Source organism: Micromonospora sp. NPDC049801 (assembly GCF_040656575.1).
Lineage (GTDB): Bacteria > Actinomycetota > Actinomycetes > Mycobacteriales > Micromonosporaceae > Micromonospora.
The window spans coordinates 148,620-164,218 of record NZ_JBFAMS010000008.1 but is presented as its reverse complement, the minus strand read 5'-3'; the positions used below and the strand labels follow the sequence as shown (position 1 = coordinate 164,218).

The following is a 15,599-nucleotide window of genomic DNA, read 5'->3' as shown; positions in this document are numbered from 1 at the left end:
GGCGGCGCTCAGGAGCCGTTCTTGAGGAAGTCGGGCACGTCCACGTCGTCGAAGAGCACCCGGCGGGGCGACTGCGTCGGGGCCGGCAGGGTGGCCGGCGGCGGCACCGGGGTGGTCTGCGGCGCCGGCTGGTTGGTGTTGGTCTTGCGGGACGGCTCGGCCGCCTTGTAGGCCGGCGTGCCGCCGTCGAAGCCCGCCGCGATGACCGTCACCCGCACCTCGTCACCGAGCGCGTCGTCGATGACCGCGCCGAAGATGATGTTGGCGTCCGGGTGGGCCGCGTCGGTGACCAGCTGCGCCGCGTCGTTGATCTCGAAGAGGCCCAGGTCGGAGCCGCCGGCGATGGAGAGCAGCACGCCGCGCGCGCCGTCCATGCTCTGCTCCAGCAGCGGGCTCGAGATGGCCGCCTCGGCCGCCTCGACCGCGCGGTTCTCCCCGCGGGCGCTACCGATGCCCATCAACGCGCTGCCCGCGCCGCTCATCACGCTCTTGACGTCGGCGAAGTCCAGGTTGATCAGACCCGGGGTCGTGATCAGGTCGGTGATGCCCTGCACACCGGAGAGCAGCACCTGGTCGGCGGTGCGGAACGCGTCCATCATGCTGATGTTGCGGTCGCCGAGCGCCAGCAGCCGGTCATTCGGGATGACGATCAGGGTGTCGCACTGGTTACGCAGTTCGTCTATCCCGGACTCGGCCTGCACCTGCCGGCGCTTGCCTTCGAACGAGAACGGCCGGGTCACCACGCCGATGGTCAGCGCGCCGAGCTTGCGGGCGATGTTCGCCACCACGGGCGCGCCGCCGGTGCCGGTGCCGCCGCCCTCGCCGCAGGTCACGAAGACCATGTCGGCGCCCTTGAGCACCTCCTCGATCTCGTCGCGGTGGTCCTCGGCGGCGTTCTTGCCGACGTCCGGGTTGGCGCCCGCGCCCAGCCCGCGGGTCAGCTCGCGGCCGACGTCGAGCTTGACGTCGGCGTCACTCATCAGCAGCGCCTGGGCATCGGTGTTGATCGCGATGAACTCGACGCCCTTGAGCCCAACCTCGATCATCCGGTTGACGGCGTTGACGCCGCCACCCCCGATGCCGACGACCTTGATGACCGCCAGGTAGTTGTGCGGAGGTGTCATCTCCGGTCCTTTCCCTTCGAGATTGGCTTCGGCCGACCGGGTACGGCGTGGCCAGCCCAGCGGCCGACGACAGCGCCACCAGCGAGGATCAGAGGTGAACCCTCACCCTCTACTAGAGGCTTACAGTTATGTCAACCACTGAACCTCTTCGGGGCAACGTAAGCGCCGCCGCGCCATGAGCCAAGGACCCGGTCGGCGTGTCGCCGGCCGGAGCGCGACTCGTCACGTCCACGGCCCGCTCAGTCGGTCAGCGGAAGGTCACCACGTCCGGCGCGCTCACGTCGATCCGCTCGCTCTCCTCCCCGAGCAGCGCGGTGGCCACCCGGGCCTTGTCCGCGCTCCGCGTGGCGTCTCCCCAGACCACCGTGCGGTTCCCCCGCAGCCGCAGGCTGATCCGGGCCAGACCCGCCACGCTCACGTCCACCAACTCGGCACGCAACTGCGGGGTCAGCGCGCCGAGCACCTCCAGCGCGGCCCGGGTGTCCGGGTCGGCCGCGGCGGGTCGGACCACCCGCACCAGCGGCAGCCCGGCCGGGCGGCGGTCCACCGTCTGGAACGCCACACCGCTGCCGTCGATCACGGCGAACGCGTCCGCCTGCGGCACCACCGCCACCGGCGTCCGCTCGGTAACCTTCACCACCAGCGTGCCCGGCCAGTCCCGCGACACCGTGGCCCGCTCCACCGGCGCCAACCCACCGACCCGACGCGCGGCGGCCGCGAGGTCCACCCGCGCCAGCGGCACCCCGTCGGCAACCCCCACCGCGTCGCGTACCTGCACGTCCGTGACCAGCTTGGCGCCCTGGACGCTGACCGACCGGACACCGAACAGTCCGGTGCCGAGCACCGTCCAGGCGATCAGCCCGAGCAGCGCCAGCACGCCGGCAGCCACCGCCCACGGCATCGCCGCCCGCATCCGGCGCTGGCGGGCGCGGGCCATGAACCGGCGGGTCGACGCCGGCACCGCGTCGCTGCCGGCCCGGACCAGCTGCCAACGCCGGACCGGACCGCGCCGCGCAGAGCCGCCGTCGGGAGGGCTGGTCCGCCCGCGGGCGGGGCCGGGGCTCATCCGGCCGTGGGCGTCGCGCCGTCCGGTGCGGCGGCGCCGAGGGCCGCCCCGTCGCCACCCGCCGTGGACCCGCCCGGCACCGGCTGGCCGATCGCCGGGGTCGTCGCCAGCGGATCAACGGCCGCGGCCGCCGAGGAGCCGGCGGTACGCGCCCCCAGCGCCGCCAGCAGCTCGTCACCCATCAGCGAGATCGGTGGGGCGCCCATGGTGACCACGACGTCGCCCGTACCGGCCCGCCGGGCCACCTCGCCCGGCACGGCCTCCCACGAGTCGACGAACACCTTGCGGTCGGCTGGCAGGTCCACCGCCGCGATCAGCGCCGCCGAGCCCTCGCCGGGCTGGCGCAGCTCGCCCGGCCCGAAGACCTCCAGCAGCACCACCTCGTCGGCGATGGCCAGCGCCTCGGCGATCTCCGCCTGGTTGTCGCGGGTGCGGTACAGCCGGTACGGCTGGAAGACGACGATCAGCCGCCCGTCCCCGGCCACCTCGCGCAGCGTCTGCAACGCCAGCCTGATCGAGGTCGGGTGGTAGGCGTACTCGTCGTAGACCAGCACGCCGTCCGCGACGCCCTTGCGCTCGAAGCGCCGCCGCACCCCGGGGAAGACCGCGAGCGCGGCCTCCGCCGCCTCCAGGGGCAGTTCGAGCAGGTACGCCGTCAGCACCGCCGCGGCGCTGTTGAGCCCCATGTGCCGCCCGGGCACCGGCAGCCGGAACTCGCCCAGCGACCGTCCGTCGATCGCGGCCAGGTAGCGCACGCCGCGCGCGGAGGAGGCGATGTCGGTCAGCCGCAGGTCGGCGTCCTCGGCCGCGCCGTAGGTGAACACCCGCCGTCCCTCGGCGCGCAGGGTCTCGGCCAGCCGCCGACCGCCCGGGTCGTCGGCGCAGGTGATGATGAACCCGCTCGGGTCGGTGAGCCGCGCGAACTCCGCGAACGCCGCCTCCAGCGTCGCGAGGTCGCCGTAGGTGTTCAGGTGGTCCGGCTCGACGTTGGTGATGACCGAGACGTACGGGCGGTAGATGAGGAACGAGCGGTCGCTCTCGTCGGCCTCGACCACGAAGTGCTCGCCGGTGCCGTGGTGGGCGCCCGAGCCGACCTCGGAGATCTCCCCGCCGATCACGAAGGACGGGTCCACACCGGCCTGCTGGAGCACCATCGTCACCATCGACGTGGTGGTGGTCTTGCCGTGCGTACCGGCGACCGCGATCGCCCGGCGGCCGGTCATCGCCGCCGCGAGGGCCTCCGAGCGGTGCAGCACCCGCAGGCCACGGCGACGGGCCTCGACCAACTCCAGGTGGTCCTTCGGAATGGCCGAGGAGTAGACCACCGTGTCCACCCCGTCCAGGTTGGACGCCTCGTGGCTGAGGTAGATGGTGCCGCCGAGCGCCCGCAGGCCTGCCAGCGACGGCCATTCGCGCAGGTCGCTACCGGAGACCTGGATGCCCCTCGTGAGCAGCAGCCGGGCCACTCCGAGCATGCCCACCCCGCCCACGCCGATCAGGTGCACCGCGCCCAGGTCCTCGGCGGTCAGCGTGCCGGCCGGGGTGAACTGCGCGGTCATCGGGCCACCGCCTCGAGGACGAACGAGCGCAGCGCCTCGTCACCGTCGCGCCGCCCGTACGCGGACGCCGCCGCGCCCATCGCGTACAGCCGCTGCGGGTCACGGATCAGCGGGATGACCGCACGCTCCAGCCAGTCCGGAGTCAGCTCCGCGTCGTCGACCAGCAGACCGCCGCCGGCCTCCACCACGGGCAGGGCGTTGCGCCGCTGCTCCTGGTTGCTGTGCGGGTACGGCACGAAGATCGTCGGCAGGCCGATCGCGGCCACCTCGGCGACGGTCATCGCCCCGCCCCGGGCCAGCATCAGGTCGGCGGCGGCGTAGCCCAGCTCCATCTCGGACAGGTACGGCAGCGTCACGTACGGAACCGGCAGGTCGGTGGGGATCGGCACCGGCTCGTTGCGGGCGCCCATCACGTGCAGCACCTGCACGCCGTTGCGGGCCAGCTCCTTGGCCGCGCCGGAGACCGCCAGGTTGACCGAGCGGGCGCCGGACGACCCGCCGGCCACGAAGAGCACCGGCAGATCCGGGCGGAGGCCGAACCGGGCGCGGGCGGCGTTGCGCAGCGCGTACCGGTCCAGCGCGGCGATGCTGCGGCGCAGCGGCACACCCACCACGGTGGCGTCCCGCAGCGACTCGGCCTGACTCGGCTGGTGCGGGAAACCGACCGCCACGTTCTTGGTGAACTTCATGCCGAGGCGGTTCGCGACGCCCGGCGGCACGTTCACCTCGTGGATCACCATCGGCAGCTCACGCCGCCACGCGGCGAGGTAGGCCGGCACCGAGACGTACCCGCCGAAGCCGACCACCGCGTCGGCGCGCACCTCGTCGATCACCTTGCCCGCCGCGCGGGCCGCGGTCCACATCCGGCCCGGGGTACGCACCAGGTTCATGTTGACCGACCGGGGTAGCTGGTACGCCGGGATCTGCCGCAGGTCGTAGCCGTGCGGTGGGATCAGCTCGTTCTCCATGCCCTTGGGTGTGCCGAGACAGGTGATCCGGACGCCCGGGTCGTGTCGGCGCAGGCAGTCGGCGAAGGCGAGCAGCGGGTAGATGTGCCCCCCGGTGCCACCTCCCGCGAGCACCACCGAACGCAGCGGACCCATCAGCGTCTCCTCTCGCTCGCCGTACCCTGACGGCTCCGGCCCTGCCGGACACCGCGCGGTACGGCCTGGTCGTCCTTCCGCCGCTCCCGCGCCCGGGGCACTGGCCCTCGGGCCGCCGGTGGCGTCGCCGGTCGGCGACGCCGGCCGGGAAGCGGCGGCAACGGGGCCCAGAGTAGTCGGACCCACCGGGCCGGCGGACGGGCATGCAGTGCTCTGGCCGCATCGGGTTCGGCGCGGGCGAAGGACGCCAGCATCCCGATCGCCGCCAACGTCACGACCAGGGCACTTCCGCCGTCGGAGATGAACGGCAGCGGCAGACCGGTGATCGGCAGCAGCCCGACCACGCCGCCGATGTTGATCACCGCCTGGCTCACCAGCCAGGTCGTGACGGCGGCGGCGGCGAGCCTGCGGAACGGGTCGTCGACCCGCCGGGCGATCCGCAGACCGGTGTACGCGAGCACGGCGAACAGGGCGAGCAGCACGGCGCAGCCGATCACGCCCAACTCCTCGGCGATGATCGCGAAGATGAAGTCGTTGTGGGCCTCGGGCAGCCAGTCCCACTTGACGCTGCCCTTGCCCAGCCCGACTCCGAACCAGCCACCGTGCTCGATGGCCAGCCGACCCTGGTAGAGCTGGAGGCAGCCGTCGAGCTTGCACTCCTGCGGGTCGGGCGGGTTGATGAACGACGTCAGCCGCGCCAGCCGGTAGTTGTCCGCGCCGCGCTCGCCGGAACCGGCGCCCAGCGAGGCGACCGCGATGAGCAGGCCGACGCCGAGCAGACCGGCCACGGTCAGCGCGCCGAAGACCCGCATCCGCACGCCGGCGGCCCAGAGCAGGCCGACCACCAGGGCCAACAGGCAGAGCATCGTGCCGGTGTCGTTGTAGCCGACCAGCACGAAGAGCAGGCCCATCACCGGGAAGAGCGGGGTGGCCAGCTCCCGCAACCAGCCCAGCGCGGCCCCCTTGCGGGCGATCACGTGCGCGCCCCAGAGGACCAGCGCGAACTTGGCCAACTCGGAGGGCTGGAGCTGGATCCCGCCGACGAACAGCCAGTTCAGCCGCGCCTCGATCGGCCCGAACGAAACCGACTTCAGGTGGGCGAGCCGGCCGTACGCGACCAGCAGGTTGAGCACCAGCAGCAGGGCCACCGCGGTGAACAGCAGCGGCCGGCCGAGCGAGCGGTAGGTGCTGGCGGGCAGCCGCTGACACACCCAGAACGCCCCGATGCCAATCACCGCGAAGATGGCCTGCTTGGTCAACGAGGCCGACGCGTTGCCGTCCTCGGCGTAGTCCTTCACGCTGGTCGCCGAGAAGACCATGGTCAACCCGATGAGCAGCAGCAGGCCGGCGCTGGACAGCAGCAGGTAGTAAGAGGCCAGCGGCCGGTCCAGCAGGCCCCGCAGCGCGGCCAGTCCACCGGCCGCGTCCAGCCCGCGCAGTGACGCCGACGCCCCGGCGGCGCTCTCCGCCGCACTGCTCTCCCGCGCCGCGCCGCTCTCCCGCGGAGCCGCCCCCGGCTCCGGCCCACGCGCGCCGTCGGGCCCGCGAGCGCCACCGGTCAGCGCGGTACGCGCCGCGCTCGGTGACCGACGCCGCCGGCCGTCAGCTCTGTCCTCAGTGCCGATGTCCTCCCCCACCCCGACATCATCACCGCTCGACACCCCCGACGGCTCCAGAACGCCACCCCGGGCGTGTCGAGCCCACTCCCCGCCGATCTTGCACTTTCTGTCCCGACCTAAGCCGCAGAGCGGGACATTCCACCGACAGAAGGTGCAAGATCGGCGGGGCAGGGCAGGCCCCCCCGGGGGGGGTTAGGTCATGTTGGCGAGGAACTCGCTGTAGAACAGGCCCAGGGCGATGGCCACGCCGATGCCGGCGATGATCCAGAACCGGACCACGATGTTGACCTCGCTCCAGCCGGCCAACTCGAAGTGGTGCTGCAACGGGGACATCCGGAACACACGTTTACCGGTGGTCCGGAAGGAGATGATCTGGATCACCACGGACATCGTGATGATCACGAAGAGCCCGCCGATGATCGGCAGCAGCAGGATCGTCCGGGTGGACATGGCCATGCCGGCGATCAGGCCGCCCAGCCCCAGCGCCCCGGTGTCGCCCATGAAGATCCGCGCCGGGGACGTGTTCCACCACAGGAAGCCCACACACGCCCCGGCGGCGGCCCCGGCTATCAGCGCGATCTCCAACGGGTCACGGACCTCGTAGCAGTACGGCTGGCGGTAGCTCGGGTCGGCGCACCAGTGGCGGTACTGCCAGAACGCGATCAGCGCGTACGCGGCGAGCACCATCACTGAAGCGCCGGTCGCCAGACCGTCCAGGCCGTCCGTGAGGTTGACGCCGTTCGTCGCGGCCATCACCACGAAGATGAAGATGATCACCGCGCCGACCTTGCTGACCTCCAGGAAGTCGATGTCCCGGATGAAGCTCAGCGTGGTGCTGCCCACGGTCTGGGTGTTGGTGGCCCGGCCCGTCGCGTCGGTCATCGTGCTCGGGAACCACAGCGCGATCACGCCGAAGACCGCGCCGACCAGGATCTGACCGAGCAGCTTGCCGCGCTTGTTGAGGCCGGCGCTGTTGCGCTTGCGCACCTTGAGGAAGTCGTCGAGGAAGCCCACCGCGCCGGAGAACACCATCAGCCCCAGCAGCACCAGCGCCGTGATGGTCGGCTCCACCTGCGCGATCTGCGCGTCCGGCAGCGTGGTCAGGGCCAGGTGGCCGGCCACGTACGCGATCACCGTGGCCAGGATGAAGACCACGCCGCCCATCGTCGGCGTGCCCTTCTTGCCCTGGTGCATGGCCGGGCCGTCGGACCGGATCGGCTGGCCGGCCTTGAGCCGGGTGAACACCTTGATCGCGATCGGGGTGCAGAACAGCGAGACGACGAAGGCCACCCCGATGGCGACGATGATGGCCCTCATCGAGTGGCCTCCTCGGCGGCGTCGGCGCGCAGGGCGTCAGCCACCTCCCAGGTCCGGTACCGGGAGCCCTTGACCAGGACGACGTCGCCCGGCCGTAGCTCGCCCCGCAGCACCTCGACGGCCGCCGCCTGATCGGTGAGCAGCACCGACTCTCCTCCCCAGTTCGCTACCGCTGTCGCGCCTTCGTGGATCGGCGCGGCCGGCTCGCCCACCACGAGCAGCCGGTCGACACCCAGCTCGGCCGCTAGCCGGCCGACCTCGGCGTGGCCGTCGCGCTCGAACGGGCCCAGCTCGGCCATGTAACCGAGCACCGCGACGGTACGCCTCTCGCGTCCGAGGCTGCCAAGCGCCCGGAGCGCGACCGCCATCGAGGCCGGGTTGGCGTTGTACGAGTCGTCAATGACCGTCACCCCGTCGGGCCGGTCGAAGACGTCCATCCGCCGGGTGGACTTCAGCCCCAGCTCGCCGAGCGCCGTGGCCAGCTCGGCCAGCGGCATGCCCAGCTCCCGGGCGACCGCGGCGGCGGCGAGCGTGTTGCCGACCTGGTGGCGGCCGGTCAGCGCGAGCCGCACGGCCGCGCGCCCCTCCGGCGTGACCAGGGTGTACGACGGGTGCCCCCGCGCGTCGAGCGTGACGTCCTCGGCGCGCAGGTCGGCGTCCGGCGCCTCGCCGTACCGGACCACCCGGGCCCGCGTACGGCTCGCCATGGCGTCCACCCGGGGGTCGTCGGCGTTCAGCACGGCCAGCCCGTCGGCCGGCAGCGCCTCGACCAGCTCGCCCTTGGCCTGGGCGATCGCCTCCTGTGAGCCGAACTCACCGATGTGCGACGTGCCGACGTTGAGCACCACCGAGATCCGCGGCGGCACCAGCTCACACAGGTAGCGCACGTGCCCGATGCCCCGCGCGCCCTTCTCCATGACCAGGTAGCGGGTGTCCGGCCCGGCCAGCAGCGCCGTGTACGGGTGACCCAGCTCGTTGTTGAACGAGCCGGGCGGCGCGACCGTGGCGCCGAGCCGGGCGGTGAGCTGACCGATCAGGTCCTTCGTGGTGGTCTTGCCGGACGAGCCGGTCACCCCGACCACGGTCAGCTCGGGCAGCCGGTCCACCGCCGCGCGGGCCAGCCGACCCATCGCGGTCAGGGCGTCGTCGACCAGCACCATCGGCACCCCGGGAACCGCACGGGTGCCGAGCACCGCCACCGCGCCGGCCTCGATGGCCGTCGCCGCGTAGTCGTGCCCGTCGACCTTCTCCCCCGGGAACGCCACGAAGAGCGAACCGGGTCCGACCTTGCGCGAGTCGAACTCGACCGAACCGGTGACGGTGGCGGCCGGATCGGCGGCGACGAGCCGCCCGTCGACGGCCGTGGCCACCTCGGCCAGGGTCAGGGCGATCACCGCTGACCCGCCCGGTCCGCGAAGCGGGCCCGCAGCGCGTCGGCCAGCTCGGTGCTGTCGTCGAACGGGAACACCTCGCCCGCCACCTCCTGGCCCCGCTCGTGGCCCTTGCCGAGCAGAGCGATCACGTCGCCCGGCTCGGCCAGTCGGACCGCCTCGTCAATCGCGTCCCGCCGACCGGCCACCTCGATGATCCGGGCGGCGGTGTCGGCCCGGTACGCCCCGGCGAGCACCTCGGCGCGGATCTCGGCCGGGTCCTCGGTGCGCGGGTTGTCGTCGGTCACCAGCACCACGTCGGCCCCCTCGGCGGCGGCGGCGCCCATCACCGGCCGCTTGCCCCGGTCACGGTCCCCACCGGCGCCGATCACGCAGATCAGGCGTCCGACGCTCAGCTCCCGCAGCGCGGCCAGCGCCGCCACGATCGCGTCCGCCTTGTGCGCGTAGTCGACGACCCCACGCACCGGCCCGGCGACGTCGACGAGTTGCAGGCGACCGGGCACGCCACCGCAGGCGGCCACCCCGTCGGCGGCGGTCCGCGGGTCCACCCCGGCGCCCACCAGCGCGGCGATGGCCAGCAACGCGTTTGCCACGTTGTGTCGGCCGGGCAGCGCCACCCCGGCGGACACGACCACGCCGTCCGGGCCGTGGGCGGTGAACCGCTGCGCGTACCCCTCGCCGTCGACGCCGTCGGCCCACCACGTCGCGGTGGGGTCGCCGGCCGCCGAGTAGCTGACCGTCGCCGGCTGGTAGAGCGGCGTGAGGGCCGGATCGTCGCGGTTGAGCACCTCGACCGCGCACCGGCCGTCGAAGAGCTGCGCCTTGGCGGCGAAGTAGTCGGCGCTGTCGGCGTGGAAGTCCAGGTGGTCGGAGCCGAAGTTCGTGTAGCCACCCACGGCGAAGCGCACCCCACCGACCCGGCCCATGGCCAGGGCGTGGCTGGAGACCTCCATGACGACGGCGGTGACCCCCCGCTCGCGGGCGGTGGCCAGCATCGCGTGCAGGTCGGTCGCCTCCGGGGTGGTCCGTACGCTGTCGATCACGAGATCGCCGAGGCGGGTCTCCACGGTGCCGATCAGTCCGGTGGTGTGTCCGGCGGCGCGCAGCCCCGACTCCACCAGATAGGCCGTGGACGTCTTTCCGGCCGTGCCGGTGATGCCGATGACGGTCAGGTCGGCGGTCGGGTCGCCGTACACGGCCGACGCCAGTTCGCCGAGCACCGCGCGCGGGTCGGGGACCACCAGGGCGGGCAGGCCGCTCGCCGCGGCCAGCTCCGCGCCGGCCGGGTCGGTCAGCAGGGCCACCGCGCCGGCCTCGGCCGCGCCGACGGCGAACTCCGCGCCGTGGCGGCGGGCACCGGGCAGGGCCGCGTACAGGTCGCCGGGGCGGACCTCCTGGCTCGCGTGGGTGGCACCCGTGACGAGCACGTCGGCGGCGTCCGCCGGCAGGTCGACGGCGAGCCGGGCGGCGAGATCACCGAGCCGGACGCCGGTCACGGTACGTGGACGTGGATTGCCGGGCACGGCGTCAGACCCTACCCGGTCGTCCGGTTCCGGCCGCACAGCCGCCCCGGTGGTTCGTCGGCACTCACCGATGATGTCGCGCCCACGCCGCTCAGCGCGGATAGACCACGAACTTCGGTGCGGAACCACTCGGGGACGGCGGCACCCGGTAGTGACGCAGCGTGAACTGCATCATCTCCCGGAACGCCGGGTTGGCGATCGCCGCGCCACCACCACCGGGGGCGTACACGAAGACCGCGATCACGTACCGGGGCTTCTCGGCGGGGGCCATGCCGATGAACGAGGACACCTCGCCCGGCTGCCTCTTGCCGTCGACCCGACGCCACCCGGTGCCGGTCTTGCCGGCGACCCGGTAGCCGGAGACCGCGGCCGTGGTGCCGGTGGCGCCCTCGACGGTGGTGACCGCCTCCAGCATGGTGCGCAGCGCCGCCGCGTTCTGCGGACTGAGCACGGAGCGGGTGACCGGCGGGGGTGCGGGGGTCCGCTTGCCGTCCGGGCCGATCGTCTCCTTGACCAGGTGCGGCTGCACGTACGTGCCGTCGTTGGCGATCGCGGCGTACGCGGCGGCCATCTGCAACGGGGTGGCGTCGACGCTGTGCCCGATCGGCACCGAGCCGTACGACGAGTCGCTCCACTCGTCGGCCGGCAGCAGCCGGCCGCTGGCCTCGCCGGGCAGGCCCTCGCGGGTGGGCTGCCCCAGCCCGAACCGCTTCTGGTAGTCGATCAGCCGGTCCTTGCCGAGCTTGTCGCCGACGGTGATGGCCCCGACGTTCGACGAGAAGGCCAGCATTCCCGGAATGCTCATCTTCTTACCGTTGGCGGGGTGCGTGTCCGAGAACCAGGTGTCGCCCATCTTGATGCTGTTCGCGATCGGCAGCGTGGTGTCCGGGGTGATCACCCCCTCCTGGAGCGCGGCGGCGTAGGTGATGGCCTTGTGCACCGAGCCCGGCTCGACCACGAAGCTGGTCGCGGCGTCCTCCCGGGCGACCGGGTCGCTCGGGGTCGGCTTGGCGGCGTTGTAGGTGGGGTCGCTGGCCTGGGCCCGCACCTCCCCGGTGGCGACGTCGATGATCACGGCTGCGGCGGTCGCGCCCTTCTGCCCCGCCATCCCCGCGCTGAGGATCTGCTGGCAACGGAACTGCAGGTCCCGGTCGATGGTGAGGGTCAGCGAGCTGCCCGGCTTCGCCGGAGTCGTCTTGCTGTAGCCGCCGGGGATCGGCGCGGCGAGGTCGCCGAGGCCGGCCTCGTACACCCGCCGGCCATCCTGCCCGGAGAGCAGGTCGTCGTAGCGGGCCTCCAACCCCTCCAGGCCGTCCATGTCCTGGCTGGTGAAGCCGATCAGGTTGGCCGCCAGGTCGCCGCCGGGCACCTCCCGGCGCTCGTCGCGGTGCACGCCGATGCCGGGCAGGTCCAGGTCCAGCACCTGCTTGGCCGTCGGGATCTCCACCCCCCGGGCCAGGTACTCGAAACGCGACGCGTTGCCGTTCTCCAGTTTGCGGGGCTTCATCAGCTCGGTCAGCTTCGACGCGGGAATGCCGAGCAACGGGGAGAGCGCCTTGGCGGTGGCCTCCGCCCCGATCCACCCGGGGCTGGACCGGTCTTCGATCAGCGTCGGATCGGCGAACACGTACCGCGCCTCGACGCTGTGCGCCAGCGGCTCGCCCCGGAAGTCGTAGATCGCGCCGCGCGGCGCGGGCAGCTCCACGGTGCGCGTCCGGTCGGCGACGCCACCACCGGCGTAGGCGGGGGTATCGACCGCCTGCAGGAAGATCAACCGCACCCCGATGGCGACGAAGAGCGCCAGGGTGAGCACGGTGCCCAGGCGCAGCCGCAGCCGCGGGTCGGCGAGCTTCGGCGGGCGAGGCGGTTTGCGGGACGGCCGGCGGGCCGTCGGACGGTCGCCGCGACCGGGCGCGCGGGGCGTGGTGCGGCGACGCGGCGGCGGGACGTCACCGGGGGCGCCGCGCGGGGTCCGGGGCGCGACGGTGCGCACGACGCCGCTGCGGCCGGCCGCCGGAGCGTCACGCCGGCCGGCGCGGGCGGCGGCCCGGCCGCCGTCGAGCACCTGCAACGCCGGCCGGAACGGGTCGCCGGACCGCGTGCTGCCCCGAGGGGTACGCCGCTGCTCGGCGTTCCCGCCGCGCGCGGGCGTGCCGCGCTCCTCACGGACCGTCCGCCCCCTCGGGGTGTACGCCCGAGCGCCGGAGATGCCACCGATCCCCGGCTCACCCGTGCGGGACTCGGAGTCGGCAACGTCCCGGCGAGAACCGCGCCGGGACCCCGTGGGGTCCCGGCGCGGCTCGTCCGACTTCGGTGGCACCGGTCAGCCTCCCGCGCCCTGGCTGGTGACCGACGGCTCGCCGGTCGCCGGCTTGGGCACGCCGATCGGCTTGCCGTCCGGCATCCGGATGTACGCCGGCTCACCGGCGTCCACCAGACCCAGCCGACGTGCCTCGGCGGTCAGGTTCCCCGGCGCCTTGGCGTCGGCGATCTGCTTGTCGAGCTGCTGCTTCTCCAGGTCCAGTCGGGCCTGCTGCTGCTGCAGCTTCTCCAACCGGAACGCGTTCTCATTGATCTTGGTGTTGACCGCCAGGATGCCGAACACCCCGCCGACCACCAGCACCACGATCAGCGCCGCGAACGGCGCGCGCGGAACGGACACCGGCGGCGGAGGCGCCACCCGCAGCCGCGGCGAGCGGGCTGCCGCCGTGGCGGCAGCCTTCTCGGCCGGACGCAGCGCGGCACTGCCCTGGGTCGGGAACTCGCGCGCCCCCCGGGCGCGAGTCTCCCCCTGCCGACTCACTCGATCGATGCGTGGCGTACCGTTTTCCACGCGCGGAGCTCGCTCCGCCGCGGTCCGGCCCCCCGACCGCGGTGCGCGCTGCCCGCCGCCGGTGACGTCCCGGCGGTCGCGCTTGTCAATGCTCATGTCCCTCCCCCTCAACGTCCGTCCCTCGCCGGTCGCGGCGCCCCTGACCCCCCACGGATCAGGCGGACCCCGTGCCCGGTTGGTGCATTCCCTTCACCCGTCGGCGAGACCGTTCGCGGTCGGTCCGCCCCTGCTCTGTCGCGTTCGGGTCGAGTCGCTCCGCGGCCCGCAGCCGCACCGAAGCGGCGCGCGGGTTCGCGGCGACCTCCGTCTCCCCGGGCAGTTCGGCGCCCCGGCTGAGCAGCCGGAACGTCGGACCGGACCCGGGCAGTTCGACCGGGAGGTCGATCGGGCCCTTACTGCGGACCCGGTCCGCGAGCGCCGCCTTGGTGAGCCGGTCCTCCAGCGAGTGGTAGGACAGGACCACCATGCGACCGCCCACGGTCAGTGCGTCGAGCGCGGACGGCAGCGCTGTCTCCAGCGCTGCCAGCTCTCTGTTTACCTCGATCCGTAAAGCCTGAAACGTTCTCTTTGCCGGGTGCCCGCCCGTTCGTCGGGCTGGTGCCGGAATCGACTCCCGGACCAGCTCGGCCAGCCGGGCCGACGAGGTGATCCGGGCCCGTTCGCGCTCCCGGATGATCGCCGAGGCGATCCGCCCGGCGAACTTCTCCTCGCCGTACACCCGCAGCACCCGGGCCAGATCCGGATGGGCGTACGTGTTGACCACCTCTTCGGCGGTCGTCCCCCGCGTCTGGTCCATCCGCATGTCCAGCGGCGCGTCCTGCGCGTACGCGAACCCGCGGTCGGGCGCGTCCAGTTGCAGCGACGAGACACCCAGGTCGAACAGGATCCCGTCGATGCCCGGATAACCCAGCCGCTGGAGCACGTCGGGCAGCTCGTCGTAGACGGCGTGCTCCAGGTGCACCCGGTCGGCGAACCGCGCCAACCGCACCCGTGCGTGGGCGAGCGCCTCGGTGTCCCGGTCGAGCCCGATCAGGACGGTCTCCGGATGCGCTTCGAGCACCGCCTCCGCGTGCCCGGCCAGGCCGAGCGTCGCGTCGACGTGCACCGTCCGGCCGCCTCGACCCAGCGCGGGGGCCAGTAGCTCGAGACACCGCTCGAGCAGCACCGGCACGTGCGTGCCGCGCAACTCCCCCATGATGACCCCCACTGGTTGAAACGTCCGTTCTTCTCGCGCGCCTGCCGTTGGAGACGGCGCTCCCGTCGTACCGCCAGATCCCCATCCGCTCCCGCCGGACACCGACTTCCGCCGGATTACTGGATCGTGCGCCTGGCACCGGGGAAGTGATGCCAGGAACTCGAAAGCGGCTGGAGATCTCGCAGTACGTCGGACGCCGTTCCGCCCTACAGACCGCCGGGCAGCACCCCCTCCTCAATGTCGGCGAAGTCGTCTTCGCTCTCGGCGAGGTAGGTCTCCCAGGCGACCTTGTCCCAGATCTCGACCCGGGTGCTCGCGCCGATGACCACCAGGTCCCGGTCGAGCGCCGCGTACTCACGAAGATGCGCGGGGATCGTCACACGGCCCTGCTTGTCCGGCACCTCGTCGTGCGCGCTGGCGAAGAAGACCCGGCTGTAGGCCCGGGCCGCCTTGTGCGTCATCGGCTGCGCGCGCAACTGCTCCGCGATCCGTTGGAACTCGGGTGTCGGAAAGACATAGAGGCAGCGATCCTGCCCTTTGGTGACCACGACACCCCCCGCCAGCTCATCCCGGAACTTGGCCGGAAGGATCAACCGGCCCTTCTCGTCCAGGCGCGGGGTATGGGTGCCGAGAAACATCGGCCCAACCCCCTCGCCCTTGAGCGGCGTTCGCGGCGCCGCTGACCCCCCGGGCCGGTGAGCCCTCCCGGCCTCACCATTGGGCCCCACTCTACTCCACTTCCCTCCACCTGCAACCAGATTCGCCCGCGTGGCGCGTCCGATCCGCGCGTGAAACCGCACGTCACAGGGGGTGGAGCGGAGTGGAGGGCCGGCGCGCCCGCCCGGTGTGGTCCGCTTTCCGACATTGAT

The 15,599-nt window shown here is 72.8% G+C and carries 11 protein-coding genes and 1 pseudogene; all 12 read right to left on the bottom strand.

Going from position 1 to position 15,599, the window contains the following annotated elements:
- Positions 1-8: 8 nt before the first annotated feature.
- The 12 genes and pseudogenes from ftsZ to mraZ all read right to left on the bottom strand — a co-directional run bounded on the left by ftsZ (position 9) and on the right by mraZ (position 15,368).
- On the bottom strand, positions 9-1,124 hold the full coding sequence (gene ftsZ / locus AB0I89_RS16975) for a cell division protein FtsZ (protein ID WP_357126961.1): 1,116 nt from the start codon (positions 1,122-1,124) through the stop codon (positions 9-11).
- Between the two features lie 247 nt (positions 1,125-1,371).
- The gene (locus AB0I89_RS16970; protein ID WP_357126958.1) at positions 1,372-2,190 is read right to left on the bottom strand and encodes an FtsQ-type POTRA domain-containing protein; all 819 of its coding nucleotides are present in this window, start codon (positions 2,188-2,190) and stop codon (positions 1,372-1,374) included.
- A complete protein-coding gene (murC, locus tag AB0I89_RS16965) occupies positions 2,187-3,749 on the bottom strand; it encodes a UDP-N-acetylmuramate--L-alanine ligase (RefSeq protein ID WP_357126955.1) in 1,563 nt (520 codons plus the stop codon). The genes AB0I89_RS16970 and murC overlap by 4 nt, the downstream gene beginning before the upstream one ends.
- Entirely contained in the window at positions 3,746-4,852 is a 1,107-nt protein-coding gene (murG, locus tag AB0I89_RS16960; RefSeq protein WP_357126952.1) for an undecaprenyldiphospho-muramoylpentapeptide beta-N-acetylglucosaminyltransferase, read from the bottom strand. Before murG ends, murC begins: the two co-directional genes overlap by 4 nt.
- Complete coding sequence (locus tag AB0I89_RS16955; RefSeq protein ID WP_357127330.1) at positions 4,852-6,264, bottom strand: putative peptidoglycan glycosyltransferase FtsW; 1,413 nt, start codon at positions 6,262-6,264, stop codon at positions 4,852-4,854. The genes murG and AB0I89_RS16955 overlap by 1 nt, the downstream gene beginning before the upstream one ends.
- A 399-nt stretch (positions 6,265-6,663) precedes the next feature.
- On the bottom strand, positions 6,664-7,788 hold the full coding sequence (gene mraY / locus AB0I89_RS16950) for a phospho-N-acetylmuramoyl-pentapeptide-transferase (RefSeq protein ID WP_357126949.1): 1,125 nt from the start codon (positions 7,786-7,788) through the stop codon (positions 6,664-6,666).
- Entirely contained in the window at positions 7,785-9,182 is a 1,398-nt protein-coding gene (gene murF / locus AB0I89_RS16945) for a UDP-N-acetylmuramoyl-tripeptide--D-alanyl-D-alanine ligase (RefSeq protein ID WP_357126946.1), read from the bottom strand. Before murF ends, mraY begins: the two co-directional genes overlap by 4 nt.
- Positions 9,179-10,741, bottom strand: coding sequence for a UDP-N-acetylmuramoyl-L-alanyl-D-glutamate--2,6-diaminopimelate ligase (locus AB0I89_RS16940; protein ID WP_357126943.1), 1,563 nt, complete (start codon positions 10,739-10,741; stop codon positions 9,179-9,181). Before AB0I89_RS16940 ends, murF begins: the two co-directional genes overlap by 4 nt.
- Before the next feature lie 52 nt (positions 10,742-10,793).
- Positions 10,794-13,022 (bottom strand): penicillin-binding protein 2, encoded by a 2,229-nt coding sequence (locus tag AB0I89_RS16935; RefSeq protein ID WP_357126940.1) that lies wholly within the window; start codon positions 13,020-13,022, stop codon positions 10,794-10,796.
- A gap of 3 nt (positions 13,023-13,025) precedes the next feature.
- A complete protein-coding gene (locus AB0I89_RS16930; protein ID WP_357126937.1) occupies positions 13,026-13,631 on the bottom strand; it encodes a hypothetical protein in 606 nt (201 codons plus the stop codon).
- A pseudogene (gene rsmH / locus AB0I89_RS16925) lies at positions 13,621-14,730 on the bottom strand (16S rRNA (cytosine(1402)-N(4))-methyltransferase RsmH). The gene AB0I89_RS16930 and the pseudogene rsmH overlap by 11 nt, the downstream one beginning before the upstream one ends.
- Before the next feature lie 206 nt (positions 14,731-14,936).
- On the bottom strand, positions 14,937-15,368 hold the full coding sequence (mraZ, locus tag AB0I89_RS16920; RefSeq protein ID WP_355049459.1) for a division/cell wall cluster transcriptional repressor MraZ: 432 nt from the start codon (positions 15,366-15,368) through the stop codon (positions 14,937-14,939).
- Positions 15,369-15,599 lie beyond the last annotated feature (231 nt).